Source organism: Desulfotignum phosphitoxidans DSM 13687, assembly GCF_000350545.1.
Lineage (GTDB): Bacteria > Desulfobacterota > Desulfobacteria > Desulfobacterales > Desulfobacteraceae > Desulfotignum > Desulfotignum phosphitoxidans.
On the sequence record NZ_APJX01000003.1, the window covers coordinates 315,402 to 330,831 of the forward strand.

At 53.6% G+C, this 15,430-nt stretch carries 11 protein-coding genes; 5 read left to right on the forward strand and 6 right to left on the reverse strand.

The genetic code is table 11. The annotated features are described in order from the left end of the window. Window positions 1-132 precede the first annotated feature (132 nt). Window positions 133-2,070, reverse strand: coding sequence for a phosphoenolpyruvate carboxykinase (GTP) (locus DPO_RS08980; RefSeq protein ID WP_006965510.1), 1,938 nt, complete (start codon window positions 2,068-2,070; stop codon window positions 133-135). Window positions 2,071-2,298: 228 nt separating this feature from the next. Between DPO_RS08980 and DPO_RS08985 the strand changes: the two genes are divergently transcribed. Next, window positions 2,299-3,207, forward strand: a complete 909-nt coding sequence (locus DPO_RS08985) for a PHP domain-containing protein (protein WP_006965511.1) — start codon at window positions 2,299-2,301, stop codon at window positions 3,205-3,207. Here the strand turns inward: DPO_RS08985 and DPO_RS08990 are convergent. Together DPO_RS08990 and DPO_RS08995 are read right to left on the reverse strand one after the other, a co-directional pair. Continuing rightward, window positions 3,204-4,388: an MFS transporter gene (locus tag DPO_RS08990; RefSeq protein ID WP_006965512.1), complete on the reverse strand. Its 1,185-nt coding sequence runs from the start codon at window positions 4,386-4,388 to the stop codon at window positions 3,204-3,206. The genes DPO_RS08985 and DPO_RS08990 overlap by 4 nt on opposite strands. Window positions 4,389-4,401: 13 nt before the next feature. Further along, window positions 4,402-5,100, reverse strand: a complete 699-nt coding sequence (locus DPO_RS08995) for a cytochrome c biogenesis CcdA family protein (protein WP_006965513.1) — start codon at window positions 5,098-5,100, stop codon at window positions 4,402-4,404. A 134-nt stretch (window positions 5,101-5,234) separates the two neighbouring features. Here DPO_RS08995 and DPO_RS09000 point away from each other — a divergent pair, with 134 nt between their 5' ends. Then, entirely contained in the window at window positions 5,235-5,507 is a 273-nt protein-coding gene (locus DPO_RS09000; protein WP_006965514.1) for a hypothetical protein, read from the forward strand. A gap of 74 nt (window positions 5,508-5,581) precedes the next feature. On the opposite strand, the gene hrpA is transcribed toward DPO_RS09000, so the two are convergent. Further along, the gene (gene hrpA, locus DPO_RS09005; protein WP_152427616.1) at window positions 5,582-9,457 is read right to left on the reverse strand and encodes an ATP-dependent RNA helicase HrpA; all 3,876 of its coding nucleotides are present in this window, start codon (window positions 9,455-9,457) and stop codon (window positions 5,582-5,584) included. Window positions 9,458-9,650: 193 nt separating this feature from the next. Between hrpA and DPO_RS09010 the strand changes: the two genes are divergently transcribed. The 3 genes from DPO_RS09010 to ispH are packed head-to-tail and all read left to right on the forward strand — an operon-like array spanning window position 9,651 to window position 12,993. After that, on the forward strand, window positions 9,651-10,409 hold the full coding sequence (locus tag DPO_RS09010; RefSeq protein WP_006965516.1) for a ParA family protein: 759 nt from the start codon (window positions 9,651-9,653) through the stop codon (window positions 10,407-10,409). Continuing rightward, window positions 10,406-11,281: a ParB/RepB/Spo0J family partition protein gene (locus tag DPO_RS09015; protein WP_006965517.1), complete on the forward strand. Its 876-nt coding sequence runs from the start codon at window positions 10,406-10,408 to the stop codon at window positions 11,279-11,281. The genes DPO_RS09010 and DPO_RS09015 overlap by 4 nt, the downstream gene beginning before the upstream one ends. Continuing rightward, on the forward strand, window positions 11,278-12,993 hold the full coding sequence (ispH, locus tag DPO_RS09020) for a 4-hydroxy-3-methylbut-2-enyl diphosphate reductase (protein ID WP_006965519.1): 1,716 nt from the start codon (window positions 11,278-11,280) through the stop codon (window positions 12,991-12,993). The genes DPO_RS09015 and ispH overlap by 4 nt, the downstream gene beginning before the upstream one ends. On the opposite strand, the gene DPO_RS09025 is transcribed toward ispH, so the two are convergent. Then, entirely contained in the window at window positions 12,990-13,874 is an 885-nt protein-coding gene (locus DPO_RS09025) for an acyltransferase (RefSeq protein WP_006965521.1), read from the reverse strand. The genes ispH and DPO_RS09025 overlap by 4 nt on opposite strands. A 9-nt stretch (window positions 13,875-13,883) precedes the next feature. After that, window positions 13,884-15,362: a sigma 54-interacting transcriptional regulator gene (locus tag DPO_RS09030; RefSeq protein WP_006965523.1), complete on the reverse strand. Its 1,479-nt coding sequence runs from the start codon at window positions 15,360-15,362 to the stop codon at window positions 13,884-13,886. Between the last annotated feature and the right edge of the window lie 68 nt (window positions 15,363-15,430).

Consider the following 15,430-nt stretch of genomic DNA (forward strand, 5'->3'; position numbering starts at 1 on the left):
TATTGTCAGCAGCATCCGGCTGCAACAGTCGTTGATAATGTTTGATATTCAATTGTGAAATCAACATTTTTATCCAAAAAAGTTCATAAAATCAAGCAATAAAATCCAATAAAATGGGTAAATAACCCAATTTCAGCTTTCCATATCCCCGGGTAAAATCACGGGGCCTTTTGTCTGCTTCAATGCCTGCAGCGCTTCTTTCTGATGCGCCAGAATCTCAAACAGCCGGCCGGGGATGTTTTTTTCTTTGGCATAGGCAGCTTCCTGCAGTTCGATGCGTGCAATGATATGATCCACATACAGGGAAAACTGCCGGTCATACAGATCTTTCGGATAGGGTTTGTCAATGATCTTATCAAACAGCGGCGCCAGATCCCGGTACAGGGGCAGATTGCCGATGGGGGTCTGAATATGTCCCGCTTCCTTGTGGGCGTAGCGTTCCAGCCATGCCAGCCAGACTTTGACATCTTTTTTTTCTCCCAGCAGTTTGCTGGTACTGCCGCCCCGGGCTTTGTCCGTGAGAAAATAATTCAGGCCGGCCATGACGGGCTGAAATTGTTCCTGAATTTTGGTGTTCCCGAAAAACCGGAACTGGGCATCCATGTAATCCCCTAAAGCCCCGGGAATGAACGGGGCATTGGCCCAGGGGGCCCGCTTGACCCCGGAAGCCCCCACTTCAGTGGCCGTGGCCGCCGATACGATGCAGGCACCGATCACCACGCCCTGGTCGGAATCTCGTGCCACCCAGACCGGGGGCATGGTGTCCGCATCCCGGCCGCTGTAAGTGAATATCCGGGTCAGTACCCCGTCCGGGTTTTCCGCGTCCGGACAATAGTTTTCCAGGTTGGTGGACCGCAGGGTGCACCGGGAATTGGGATGGGACATGGGAATGGGTTTGCCGGTGTCATCGGTTTTGCCAAAATGCCATTCCCCCTGGAAATTGATCCCTTTTTCCGGCGAGGGTTCAAGGTTGCCCACCCAGTGGGGGATATTGTTTTCATCGATGAGCACATTGGACCAGATTACCTCGTACCCGGGCTGCCTGAGCACTTTCATGAGCAAGGGGTCCCCTTCCTGGTTGACATCCTCCACAATCCCGAAGATACCGGCCTCCGGGTTGACGCATCGGATGCTGCCGTCGTCTGCGATCCACATCTGGGCCAGGTCGTCTCCCACAAACAGGTCCCCGGCCATGGCCGTGGTAGTTTTGCCGCATCCCGACGGCGCGGCCCCGGCAAACCAGGTCACCCGGTTTTCCGGCCCCCGGATCCCGGTGATGAACATGTGTTCGGACAGCTCTTCCCCCCGGTTTTTATGGACGGCCTTGTCCACGGCAAACCGGTGGTTCCCTTTTTTGAGCAGCAATGTGTTGCCGGCATAGGTGCATTTGAAACTGTAGGTGGTCTGGTACTGCAAATCCATGAACACCCGGGCATCGGGCAGGTCTTTTGTCCGGTTCAGCCCCTCGGAATGGACGTTGGTGAAAAAATGGCCCCGGGCCGCCACTTCTTTGTCAAAATCTGCAAATGCATTCCGGTACAGAATATCGGCACTGTGACTGACATACGCGGAACTGGTGATTTCCAGGGCCGGGTTGGAAACCCGTGCCCCCACGGGCCCCCGCATGTAAAATCCCACCACCATGGTTTTCCCTTTCATGATATCGGTCATGTTGGCGCGGATATCTTCCAGGGCGGTTTCCCGGTTCATGCGGTTGGCAAGGGACGAGATCAGATCTTCCGGATTGGCGATGTAAAAGGTGCGGTCCACAATCCGGCCCTGTTCTCCGGGCAGGTCAAAATGAATGGTATGGTTTTCCATGGCCAGGGACCGTTCTTCTCCGGTTTCCAGGGCCAGATCCCGGATGAACTGGCGGTCCGCTTCAGACCCGGTGTTGATGAAAATTTTTTCCGGGTTGCAGATCACCACGGCATTGGCAATCCGTTTCAGAATTTCCGGATGTGAGATGCTTGAAATGCGACCCAACTGCGCCGTATCCATTTGCTTTTCAAAAACTGCCAAAGCCTGTTTTGCTGATCCGATTTTGCCCAGTTCATTCAGAATGTCCATGTTTTTTATCCGTATATGAGAAGGGTTGTTTTGATTATACATCCTTTTTTACTGGAAATTTTTCCAATTTTGATTTTTTCTTCTATCATTTACCTGTTAAAAATCAAACGATATCTTGAAATTTTTTTAAAAAAATGCTCTGCTGCAAGCGTTTAAACCAGTGACAATCCTTGACCGGCCCCGGGGATCATCCTGAAAACAGTTATTCAAGCATCAGGAGAAAAACACATGACGCACTTGATATTTGCCGACCTGCATAACCACACCCAGGCCTCGGATGGTGATTTTACCCCCGGACAGCTGGTGGCCCGGGCCAAAGCGCTGGGACTCAAAGCAATTGCCATCACGGATCATGATACCCTCAAGGGAATTGAGCCGGGGCTGGCAGCAGGAGAACAGGCCGGAATTCAGGTGATTCCCGGGGTGGAGGTTTCCGTTCGGTTTCGTCGGCCTTTCTTTACAGGCACGCTTCATCTGCTGTGTTATTTTTCTCAAAAGCGACTGTCAGACATAAAGTTTGTGACTGAGTTTGAAACCCTGATGTCCAAAGGCCGGGGCCAAGGGCTGGTCCGGGCACGGATCGTTCGGATCAATGAAGAATTCGGACCCCAGGGAAAGACCCCGTTACTGGCCAGGGAACTGGTTTTTCAGGACATTGCCGATTACAGCGCCAATGCCAGCCGCCGTCATTTTGCCCTGGCTTTGTCCGAAAAACTGGGCATCACTGAAAAAGAAACCATCAACCGGATCATCGGCAATGCCAGCCCGGCCTATCTGCCGTCAGGCATTGAACTGGCAGATGTGGCCCGGTTCATGACACAGCATCCTTTGCTGGCGGTCCTGGCCCACCCGGCTGCCGGCTCCTATCCGGGCAACGGCCATTACAAGGAAGTGCTGCCGCCCATCGAGATTGTGGAAACCCTGTTGCCGGAATTTCTGGATGCCGGCCTTCAAGGCATCGAGGTATTTTACCCGGGACACACAAAAGCATGTCAAGAGATATTGCTGGGCTGGGCAACGCGTTATGACCTGGTGATCACGGGGGGGTCAGACTGCCACGATGCCGGTGAACGTCCCTTGGGGGTGGCCGGTATCACGGAATCTTTGTTTCGCCGGTTTGAAGCCGCACTGGCCTAAGACCGGGAAAAACGGATAAACCCGGCCGTCATACAGGCCAGGGCCGCCAGTGTGCACACACCGGCAATCACGCTGATGTGAAAAATGCCGGTTTTGGACCAGATCAGGCCCCCGCAAAACGCCCCGACCACCCGGCCCATGCCGCCCACGGCGTAAAATGCCGACAAGGTGGATGCCCGCAGTTCCGGCACCAGTTCCGTGGCCAGGCTCATGGCCGTGACAATGGTGAATTCAAAGCATAAAAATACCAGAAACAATCCCCCCAGCACATAAGGAACCCCCCGGTCCAGAACGGGCAGCAGAAAATAGGCCCCGGTCGTCAGGATCATGCCGATGAACACGGTCCTCAGCAGCCCGATCCGGTCGGAAAAAAACGCGGTGATCCCTTCTCCGGCCACCTCGGCCATGCCGATGAGGATCGTTCCCATACCGATGGCAGCCAGAGACAGGCCATAGGACTGTTCCAGCCAGGCCCCGTAGACCACAAACAAAATATCTGATCCCAGGGCCATGAAAAAAGCAAAACTCAGCATGCCTAAAACCTGCCGGTTTTTCATGATCTGCCGCCAGTTCACCAGCAGCTGCCCGGGTTTTTTGCCGGCAGTTCCGGCCGGCGGCCGGTCTTCGGGCATGAGCCGGAAAATCAAGGCAAAACAGGCGGCGGCCAGGATGCCGATGACCAAAAACGGGGTCTGAAAGGAAAACGCCTGGATGGTCATGCCGGCCAGAGGAATCCCCACCAAAGTGGCCCCGGCCCAGGCCAGCTCCGTCATGCCGATGAATTTCCCCCGCTGTTCAAACGGCACATGGGTGCCGATGAATGCCTGGAAACTGGGATCAAAAATGCTTTTGGCCAGTCCTGCGAGAAACAGGGCCAGCACCAGAGTGCCGTACATAGGGATCAGGCCGGCGGCCACACACCCGATACACAGCATGACCAGAGAAAACAAAATAATGCGGCGGTTGCCGTAATGGTCGGCAAAAGAGGCCCCCACCGGTCCCAGCACGGCCGTGGCCTGATTCAGGGCAATGACCGAGGTGATGGCGGCCAGGTCCACGCCCAGTCCCCTGGCAAAGGCCGGGGCAAAGGGATACACCATCCTCCGGGCCGTGTTCATCAGCAGTTTGGCCAAAGTGGTGACAAAAATCAGCGTGTAAAAGCGGAAACGGGGGTGTGTCATGGGTGTTGCCGAATCAGACCAGGGTCAGTAAATGAAATTTATCAAAAATCAGCAGCAGACCCATGACAACCAACAGTCCGCCCGCGACTTTGTTGATGATGGGAATGAACCGGGTGGCTTTTTTCATGGTTTCCACCAGGGAGGTGATGAAAAAGGACATGAGAATAAACGGCAGGGCCAGACCCGCGGAATACACGGCCAGAAGCCAGATTCCCTTGGCCACGGTGTCCTGGTTGCCTGCCACGATCAGGATGCTTCCTAAAAGCGGCCCGATGCACGGACTCCATCCGGCCCCGAACGCCATGCCGATGACAAAGGTGCCGGCCAGGTGGACCGGTTTCTGCTTCATGTGGATCCGCTTTTCAAACGCCAGGGCCTTGATGTTGATGACCCCCAGCAGGTGCAGCCCGAAAATCAGGATGATGGCCCCGCCCACGTACTGAACGATGTAAGCGTATCGGGTGAACGCAGCTCCCAGAAACGAAGCCGATGCCCCCATCAGGATGAACACCAGGGAAAACCCGGCCACATAGGCCAGGGTGGACAGGATCACTTTTTTCCGGGTTTCCTGTCTGCCCTGGGTGAGTTCATCCAAAGACAGCCCCGTAATGAATGAAAAATACGCAGGGATCAGCGGCAGAATACACGGGGATAAAAATGAGAGCAGGCCGGCGATAAATGCCGCCGGAAATGTAACGGTTTCAGTGAACACGCAAACAATCCTTTATTGAAACTTGGGTTTTTGATTGATAACTTAGAGCAAATTAATGCATTATGCAGCAGGTTTCAAGAAGTTTCAGGGAAAATCCGGACCACGGGTTAAATCCATAAGGGAAAACAAAACAGATGATTATCCGAACAGACACAGGCCAACCCATTGATACGGCGGATCTGAGCCCGGAAGAGCGCCATGTGATTCAGAAACTGCTGGCATGGATGACTTTGGTGGATTCCGTGGATCAGTTTCGTCAAAAAAAACTCCAGGCCCTGGCCGCCGGGTGGAATGATTCCGGTCCCATCCGGGAAACCCGGGCATTGACCCGGATTATTCAGCATCTGGAAAAACAGGTGCGCAAGCGGCTGAAAACCCCGGCAGGCAGGGGAAGTTTTAAGTGTTAAGTGCTAAGTGTTAAGCAAATACCTGACGGTGGATAGTTTCATCATTGGGTGGGGTTTTTCAGGCCATCGGGATATCAGATCAGGGTGGACAGGGTGTGCAGTTCTTTTTCCAGGCGTTTGGCAGATACCTTGACCGCGGTTTTCAACTCCTGGGCAAAAACCGATATTTTGTATTCTTCCAGAAGCCAGAAAAAATCCTCGACTTTTTCGGCTTTTTCCGGGGAAGTTGTTTCAGACAGCCCGGCCACCTGAATGGCCAGATGATGTTCAAACCGGCTGATTTTTTTGGCTTTTTCAGATTCCTTGGCCGGATTGTCCGCCCCTCTCTGGGCCCGGATTCTAAGACAGTCCACATACCGGGGCAGATGCTGGATCCGCTGAACGGAATATAAAGAAAGAAAATGGGGCGGCACCAGGTTTTTAAGCCCTTCAAACAGGTCAGCAAGAATCCGGCTGGCCTGGGGCCGGGCCTGATGTTTTAAAGACAGGGCCTGGATCAAAGAAAAACATTCGGCATATGCCCGGCCCACGGCCTGAATATCGTTGATCAGATCCTGGGTCTGCTGAAAAAGGGTGGGCCGCAGTTTCTGGATATAGGATTCAAACGCCGCCCGGGTCCGCAGATTTTTTTCAAACAGATGCCGGGTGATACAAATATAAACCGCATTTTGAAATGCGGCCGGTCCGCCAAAATACATGGCGATCCGTTTGAGGTCCCCTGTGGATCGGATCTCTTTTTTAACGGCCTTGAACAGATCGGGAAACCCGTGCTCATACAGCCTTCGGATTCCCTGGACATGGGTGGTTTCTGCTTCCTGCCGGGAGAGAAACAGCCGCAGATTTAACGTGTCGTCTTCGATTTTCAGTCCCGGGTACACCTTTCGGGTGAATCCGTCCGGCTCGTCAATGCAAAGATCTTCCGGTAAATCGGAAAACGTCCAGTCGGTGATCTCTGTTTTTTCAAATGTCTGCCTGGCCCGGTCCAGGGCGGATGTGCCGGGCTGGGGCGCCGCATGCGGAAACCGGTTTAAAATGGATGGATCCCTTAACGAGGTGATTTCCCGGTCTTTGTGATCCCGGATGGAAATCCGCATTTTCAAGTGATCCGCCAGGTGGTCTTCCGACCAGGCCGTGGCAGGAATTATCAATCCATAGTGTTTCCGGATAAAAGCAGACAACTGGGAGAACAACGGGGTGTCGTCTTTGGGCAGATTTTTTGCGATCCGGGCCGCCGTGGCCTGGACGGGCATCAGCCGGACCCGAAAGGATTTGGGCAGCCCCTTGATCAGTCCGGCGATTTTTTCTTCAAACAGTCCGGGCACCAGTTTTTCCATAGCCGTCTTAGGGACCTGGGCCGCCATGTCCGCCGGCACCTTGACCGTGACCCCATCCGTGTCGTTTCCGGGATCAAACCGGTAGGACAGGGCAAAGTTTCCCTGGGCTGTGTTCAGCATATCCGGGAACAATGCCAGATGATCCTGGTCCGCTTTGTTTTTTTCCAGGTCCTGCCGGGTCATGCGCAGAAACGTATCGTCTTTCTGGTCTTTGAGAAATTTGGCAAAGGTTTTGATGTGATAAAACGGCCGGGGCAGCCGGGCATGGTAAAACTGGACCATGTCTTCGGTGCTTGCCAGAATATCCCGCTGCCTTGTTTTGTGCTCCGCTTCTTCCAGTTCTTCGATCAGGTTTTGGTTGTGGACCATGAAGGAAAAGGGCTGGTGAATCTCACCGTCCACCAGGGCCTTTCGGATAAAAATATCCCCGGCCTCCTGGGGATTGATTTTTCCATAAGGCACGGCCCGGCCCGCCACAATGATCAGACCGAACAACGAGACCTGTTCCGTGGCCATGACCCGGCCCTGTTTTTTTTCCCACCGGGGATCAAAATAGGTGCGGGTGCACAGATTTTTGCCGATTTCCTCCAGCCAGGCCGGATCGATATTGGCCACCCCTCTGGCAAACAGCTGGCTGGTTTTGACATACTCGGCCGCCACAATCCAGGGACCGGCTTTGTCAAACAACCCGGATCCCGGAAAAATCATGGCCTGCTGGCCTTTGGCCGCCGCATAAATGTTTTTTTCCTTTTTATGGGCAATGTGGGACAGATACCCGGCCAAAAGGGATTTGTGCAGGGCTATGTAAAGTGGGCCGCCGATGTCTTTGGCCGTTGATTTCAAATGATTTGTGCCGGGCAGAAAAGTAAAGGACGAGAAATCGGAAAACCCGTGTTCTTTCAGCTGGCGCCGTATCTGGCTGTGGATATCCAGCCATTCCCGGATGCGTTTGAAAGACAGAAAATGATCCATGCAGAACTGCCGGAGTTTGGTCCTTGACCGGGATTTTTTTTCTTCTGCCTGATAAGCATCCCAGATATTGAGCAGGGTGATGAAATCCGAGGACGGGTCTTTGAACCGGGCGTGTTTCTGGTCGGCTGCCGCTGCTTTGTCAGCCGGGCGCTGCCGGACATCGGAAATGGACAACGCCGTGGCAATGACCAGGGCTTCGGCCAGGCAGTGGTTGTCTTTGGCTGCGATGAGAATGCGGGACAGTTTGGGATCCACGGGGATTCGTGACATGATCTGTCCCACGTCCGTGAGCGCAAAGGATTTTTTGGGCTGGTCCGACACCTTGACAGCCCCCAGCTCCATCAGGGTGTCAAATCCGTCCCGGATGCTTTTGGGGGCGGGCGGATCGATAAAGGGAAATCCCTGTACATCCCCCAGTTTCAGGGAAATCATGCGCAGGATCACTTCCGCCAGGTTGCTCCGCAGGATTTCCGGGGGCGTGAAAAACGGGCGGCCGTTGAAATCATCCTCATCATACAGCCTTATACAGATCCCGTTTTCCACCCGGCCGCACCGTCCCATGCGCTGGTTGGCGGAACTCTGGGAGATGGGCCGCACGGGCAGCGAGGTGGTGCGGGTTCTCGGGGAATAACTGGGAATCCGGGCCAGTCCCGTGTCGATCACATATTTGATGCCGGCAATGGTCAAAGAGGTTTCCGCCACATTGGTGGAGACAATGATTTTCCGCCCCGGGGTTCTTGAAAACACTTTGGCCTGTTCGCCGGCGGACAGCCTTGCGAACAGCGGCAGAATGGTGACACCGGGATGCTGCCGGCCCTTCAGCAGTTCCATGGTTTCTCCGATGTCCTGTTCCGTGGGCATGAAGATCAGCATGTCCCCGGACCGGGTCCGGGTCAAAAGAGAATGAGCCGCATCCGCCGCTGCTTCCACATACCCTTGATCTTCCGGATTCTGTTTTTCTCCCGTGTCCTCCAGAATGGGTTGGTATACAGTTTCCACAGGAAACATCCGGCCGGATACCTCGATGATGGGGGCGTTGTCAAAGGCTTGGGAAAATTTCTGGGTATCGATGGTGGCCGAGGTGATGATCAGTTTCAGGTGTTTGCGTTTTTTCACCAGGCGCCGCAGGATGCCCAGGGTGAAATCGATGTTCAGACTTCTTTCATGGGCCTCGTCCACAATAATGGTGTCATAGCGCTTGAGCAGCGGGTCCTGCTGGGTTTCCGCCAGAAGAATGCCGTCGGTCATCACCTTGATGCAGGCACCTGCAGGGGTTTTGTCGTCAAACCGGATCTTGTAGCCCACGGATTGCCCTAAAGATTCCTTGAATTCAAATGCCATGCGTTTGGCCACGTTGATGGCGGCGATGCGCCGGGGCTGGGTGCAGCCGATCATGCCCCGGGTACCGCAGCCGGCAGCCAGACAGCATTTGGGGATCTGAGTGGTTTTGCCCGAACCGGTTTCTCCGGAAATGATCACCACCCGGCTGGTCTGGATGGCTTTGATGATGGCATCTTTTCTGGCCGTAATGGGAAGATCTTGTGGAAAATTCAGTTGGGCCGGTCTGTTTTCAGGGGGGCGAACCAATGGTTTCCGGGCGGACCGTGTTTTTTTGTGAAATTGGGAATCGTCTTTTTGCATCATAAACGCACTATTTTATCACAGGGATACAAAATGTCAAATTCATAAACCGGAACGGCAATTTTGCTTGACATGATTCCAGGAATAGGAGAAAAGAGGCAGCCTGAATGATAATGTCAGATCCCAAAAAATGAACGTCTGTCGCCGGTTTTTCTTGTTTACCTCGAATCATGAACTGTGATATGGAATTCATATTATGACGCAGATCATCAGTATAGCCAATCAAAAAGGCGGGGTGGGAAAGACCACCACTGCGGTCAATCTGTCTGCAGCTCTGGCCATGCTCAAGAAAAAAGTCCTGCTGGTGGACTGTGATTCCCAGGCCAATGCCACCACGGGCTTGGGCGTGGAAAAACCCGGTCTGGAAGCCTCCCTTTACCATGGACTGATCGGTGAGGCAGACATCCAGGACCTGCTGCTGCCCACCATGCTGCCGGGCCTGACCCTGTTGCCCGCCAACGTGGATTTGATCGGTTTTGAAATTGAAATGGTGTCTGTTTCGCAACGGGAGGCTCGATTGAAGCAGCTTCTGTTGCCCGTGGCAGACCAGTATGATTATGTGCTGATTGATTGCCCGCCGGCATTGAGTCTGTTGACCCTGAATGCATTTGTGGCATCCCATTCCGTGCTGATCCCGCTTCAGAGCGAATTTTTTGCCCTGGAAGGCTTAGGGCAGCTGTTGAATACGGTCAAGCGGGTCAAATCATCGTTTAATCCGGGATTGAAAATCAAAGGCATTGTGCTGACCATGTTCGACCGGCGGACCAACCTGGCCCAGAACGTGGTGGAGGATGCCCGGCAATATTTCAAGGGACTGGTGTTTAAAACCAAGATACCGCGGAACGTGAAACTGGGGGAAGCCCCCAGTTACGGTCTGCCGGTCATGTTGTACGACAAGCAGTCCCAAGGAGCGAAAGGATATATGGCGTTTGCCAGGGAGCTGCTGAAACGATGATGGACAAAAAAAAGAAAAAAACAGGCCTGGGCCGGGGTATTGGTGCATTGATTCCGGATTTTGATATGGATGCCCAGAAGGATCGGGGGGATTTTTTCATGTGTTCCGTGGATACTATCGCTCCCAACCGGTATCAGCCCCGCACGGATTTCAATGAAGAGGAACTGGAACGTCTCAAAGAGTCCATTGCTGAGCAGGGGGTGCTGCAACCGCTGCTGGTTCGGCATATGGACGGCGCTTATGAACTGATTGCCGGAGAACGGCGGCTTCGGGCCGCCAAGTCAGCCAATCTGAGCCATGTGCCCGTGGTGGTCAAGCACCTGACGGACGAGCAGGTGCTGGAAGTGTCCATCATCGAGAATATTCAGCGGGCCAACCTGAATGTGCTGGAAGAAGCGGAAGCCTATTTCAGGCTCATGGATGAATTCGGCTATACCCAGGAAAAAGTGGCCCAGAAAATAGGCAAAAACCGTTCCACCATTGCCAATCTGCTCCGGCTGCGGGGATTGCCTGAAAAAATCAAACAAAGTCTTTTGAATGAAGACATTTCCACGGGCCACGCCCGGGCTCTGCTGGGTGCGGAATCTCTGGAAACCCAGCTGGCCCTGTTCGAACAGGTAATTGCCCACAAACTGTCGGTCCGAAAAACCGAGCTTCTGGTGAATCAGTCCAAACAGGAAAAACCCGCGCCGGTCCGGAACCTGTCCGCAACAGAACAGGCCTTTCTGGAAACCACCTGTTCCCAGATTTCCAGCCGGATCCAGTCGCCGGTGAACATTCGAAAAACCGGGGAAAAAGGACGGATTGAAATCAATTTCACGTCTCAATCGGAATTTTCCCGGCTGGTGGACCTGCTGATCAATCTTTCATGAAAATTACCATTGCAAAAACCGCCGGCTTCTGCATGGGGGTTCGCCGGGCCGTGGACATGGTGCTGGATGCCGCCAATACATCTGATACGCCGATATACACCTACGGCCCGCTGATCCACAACCCCCAGGTGCTGGAAATGCTGGAGACCAAGGGAATTTTTCGGCTGGATACCATCCCTGAAAAAGGCACGGGACTGGTGCTGATCCGGGCCCATGGTGTGCCGCCCGAAGATGAAACGGCCCTGAAACAAGCGGGGTTTTCCGTGATCAATGCCACCTGTCCCCGGGTGGTCCGGGTTCAGATGATTATCCGAAAATTTGCCCAAAAAGGATATGCCACCATTATTATCGGTGAAGAAAATCATCCCGAGGTCAAGGGACTGCTGGGATATGCCCAGGGCAACGGACACACGGTGACGGCCATGGATCAGTTTACAGCGCTGCCTGTATTTGAAAACGCGGTGGTGGTGGCCCAGACCACCCAGAATACGGCATTATATGATGAAATCAAAGCCTTTTGCGCAAAACACCGGCCCCATTACCAGGTGTTTGATACCATCTGCGGGTCCACGGAGCGCCGGCAGCAGGAGGTCAGACACCTGGCTGCCACCCATGATGCCGTGATCGTGGTGGGGGGAAGGCAGAGCGGAAATACCCGGCGCCTGGCCCAGGTGGCCGCTGAAACCCGGGCCTTTACCACGCATATTGAAACCGTGTCGGAAATCGATTTCACGGCCCTGGCAGGATTCCGGTCCATTGCCATTACCGCGGGGGCCTCCACGCCCAACTGGATCATCACGGACACCTGTTCCCGGGTGGCCCGGCATCTGGAGCATCAGCGCCCTGTGGCCGGGGCCATCTCCCGGATCCAGGGGTTTTTTTTAAAGACCAATCTGCTGCTGGCGCTGGGGGCCGGCAGCCTGACCTATGCCTGTTCCGTGGTCCAGCAACTGCCCCGCACATGGATCCATGCCGCCATTGCCATGCTTTATGTGTTTTCCATGCAGGTGTTGAACAATATGTTTGCCGTTAAATCAGACACATACAACCATCCGGACCGGGCCGGGTTCTACCGGCGGCATCGCCCTGTTCTGGCGCTGCTGGCTCTGAGCTCCGGCGGGGCCGGGTTGTATCTGGCATATACCACGGGGGTGATGTCGTTTTTCATTCTTCTGGTCATGAGCCTTCTGGGGCTGTCCTATAACCTGAAGCTCATTCCTAAGGGATGGGGCAGAACACAGCAGATCCGGCGTATCAAGGACATTCCCGGATCCAAAACCCTCCTGATTACCATGGCCTGGGGGGTTGTCACCAGTATTCTGCCGGCCGTGGATACCCGCAGTGTCCCTTTGTGGATGGCCGTGGCATTTTTGTATGCCGCCGGGCTGGTGTTCAGCCGGACCGCATTTTTTGACATCAAGGCCATCCAGGGCGACCGGATTGCCGGCCGGGAAACCCTGCCCATACTTTTGGGAGAAAAAAAGAGTTTTGTGCTGATCCGGTATGTGCTCATTGCAACCCTGGTGCTGCTGGCAGGGGCCTGGCCGGCCGGGCTGTCTTTTTCTCTGACATGGCTGCTGGCCCTGGTGCCCGGTCTCATGCTGGTGCTGGTTCATTTTTTTGGAAAAGACTCCCGGATCTCAGGCACTCAAATGGAATTTATGATCGAATCCTCATTTCTTCTGACCGGGGTGATGGCCGCCATTCTCTAAGAAGAAAGCAGGTGTTCGATTTTCCGGTCTTTTTCCTGCCATAACTGATTGAGCCATTCACAGAACTGTGCCTTGAAAACCGGATCATTGAAATAATCCCCTTTGATCTGCCATCCGATTTCCAGCAATTGACAATCCACAATGATTTTTCGGGTTTTACCGGATATGAATGACCAGAAGCTCGGGACCCCGTCCGGGTAAACAATGGTGACATCCAGAATGTGATTGAGGCATTGATCCATGGATCCCAAAACAAAGGCGATGCCGCCGGCTTTAGGGGTCAAAAGATGTGAAAACGCAGATGTTTTGGCTTTTTCCGGGGTGTACCGGGTGCCTTCCACAAAATTCATGATGGAGACAGGCGTGTGTCTGAATTTTTGACAGGCTTTCCGGGTACTTTCCAGGTCTTTTCCCTTCATATGGGGGTTTTTTGCCAGAAATTCCCTGGAATAGCGTTTCATGAACGGAAAATCCAGGGCCCACCAGGCCAGTCCCAGAAACGGGACCCAGATCAGCTCTTTTTTCAAAAAAAATTTAAGCATGGGGACTTTTTTGCGCAATGTTTTCTGAAGCACCAGAATATCCACCCAGGACTGATGATTGGACAGCACCAGATACCATTGCCTGGGTGTCAGTTTGTCCAGCCCCCGGACATCCCAGTCGATTTTGCAAAACAGGTCCGTGTTGACGGAATTGATGTAAATCCACAGTCCGGCAATGCCCATGAGTATCCGGTCCAGGATCACCACCACCGGTTGAAACGGCAGAATGAATTTGAGCAGGGAAATCAGTATCAACGGCACAGTGAGCAAAATGGTGTTGATCAGGTAAATCAAAAAAGATACCGCACCTTTCAGCGGTGATGGCAGAAAAGAAAACATGAAAGGTCCTTATGTCTGTTTGTGGGTCATGATATATTTTTTGACCGTTCGTCTGTCCAGCCCGGTTTTTTGGGCCACTTTTTCATAGGTGCCCAAAGTTTCATACAACAGGGTGCAGTATCCGGACAACAGGTCGGAAACCGGCAGATCCTGGGCCTGAATGCCCTGACACAGAAAACTGGAAAGAGACACATCTTCGGGCGCCTGTTTGCCTAAGTAATCTCTTCGGAGCAGCACGCTTCTCACACATTGCTCCAGTTCCCGGACATTCCCAGGCCAGCTATAATGGTTTCCCAAGCGGCGGTCAATAATTCTTTTGATTTTGGTCGTGATTTTCGGTGACGCCAGGCCGAGCATGCGAGTGACCGTGAAATCCAGGAGGGTGTCCAGTTCGGCCGGATCCTGTTGAATCCGGGTGTGCAGGGGCGGTACTTCAATGATGTCCGAGCACAGCCGGTAATAGAAATCTTCTCTAAAGACCCGGCCGTCCATGATCTCTTTTTTCGGGCGGTTGGTGGCGGCAATGACCCGGCCGTTGAACCGGGACAGCCCATGGGCACCCACGGGGGTAAAGGTGCGTTCCTGGAGCACCCGCAGCAGTTTGACCTGAATATGGTCCGGGATCTCTCCGATTTCATCTAAAAGAATGGCACCATGGGGGCTGCACCGGTCCAGCACTCCCTGGTAATCTTCCACGGCCCCGGTGAATGCCCCTTTGGTGTGGCCGAACAGTTCGGATTCCAAAAGGGTTTCCGGATACTGGGACAGGTTTAATGAGGAAAACGCCCGGGTGAAACTTTGAACAAAACAGCCGCGTTTTCTGTCAAAGGGAATGAATCCGCTCATGCCGATGGCTCGGGCCGCTGTGCCTTTTCCCGTGCCGGTTTCTCCTAGAAGCAGTGTGGAAAAATCTTCCATCCGGTTCCACAGATGCTGGTCATACAACCCGATATTGTAGGTAAACACGTTGTACCAGAGGTGTTTTTTAAAGGTTTTCATGCAGGGGCTGGCACCCACCAGGGTGTTTGAGATAAAATAAAATGCCCGGCGCAGTTGAAAAGACAGGGCAAAATAATGGTAAAACCGGGCGGTGGAAAACCCTTTTTCCTTCATCATTTCCCTGGCTTCATCCACAAAATCCACGGGAACCGGATCATCCTGGGCCGTGATCTGATCCTGGATCAGCTGATCAAACCGGTCCCGGAATTTATGGAACACATCGAACAGATACACCACCCGCAGCACTTCCCGGTCCTCTCCCGTGTACTGGTTGATGTTGCCTCTGTTCTGGCGGGTCAGTTTTTTGAGCTGCCGGTCCACTTCCAGCACGCACATGTCCTTGCTTTTCCGGCGGGCCGCAGACGGGAACAGTCCGGCGATTTTCTGATCTAAGCGTTCCCGCAGTTCACTGAACGGGTTGGCAAAGGCCGCGTTGTGGACGGTTTTGAAAAAATGGCGCTCGGTCTGGGTCAGTACGGCTTTTTTCATAGGCGGTCCCTGTGTATGATCATGGGCATTTTTGTATAACCAATGTTCATAAAATGCAAGAATAAAAC

Coding starts and splice junctions, on each gene's coding strand:
- DPO_RS09015 (WP_006965517.1), top strand. CDS start 10,406: ATGATGGACAAAAAAAAGAAAAAAACAGGCCTGGGCCGGGGTATTGGT.
- DPO_RS08980 (WP_006965510.1), bottom strand. CDS start 2,070: ATGGACATTCTGAATGAACTGGGCAAAATCGGATCAGCAAAACAGGCT.
- DPO_RS09030 (WP_006965523.1), bottom strand. CDS start 15,362: ATGAAAAAAGCCGTACTGACCCAGACCGAGCGCCATTTTTTCAAAACC.
- DPO_RS08985 (WP_006965511.1), top strand. CDS start 2,299: ATGACGCACTTGATATTTGCCGACCTGCATAACCACACCCAGGCCTCG.
- ispH (WP_006965519.1), top strand. CDS start 11,278: ATGAAAATTACCATTGCAAAAACCGCCGGCTTCTGCATGGGGGTTCGC.
- DPO_RS09010 (WP_006965516.1), top strand. CDS start 9,651: ATGACGCAGATCATCAGTATAGCCAATCAAAAAGGCGGGGTGGGAAAG.
- DPO_RS08990 (WP_006965512.1), bottom strand. CDS start 4,388: ATGACACACCCCCGTTTCCGCTTTTACACGCTGATTTTTGTCACCACT.
- hrpA (WP_152427616.1), bottom strand. CDS start 9,457: ATGATGCAAAAAGACGATTCCCAATTTCACAAAAAAACACGGTCCGCC.
- DPO_RS09000 (WP_006965514.1), top strand. CDS start 5,235: ATGATTATCCGAACAGACACAGGCCAACCCATTGATACGGCGGATCTG.
- DPO_RS09025 (WP_006965521.1), bottom strand. CDS start 13,874: ATGTTTTCTTTTCTGCCATCACCGCTGAAAGGTGCGGTATCTTTTTTG.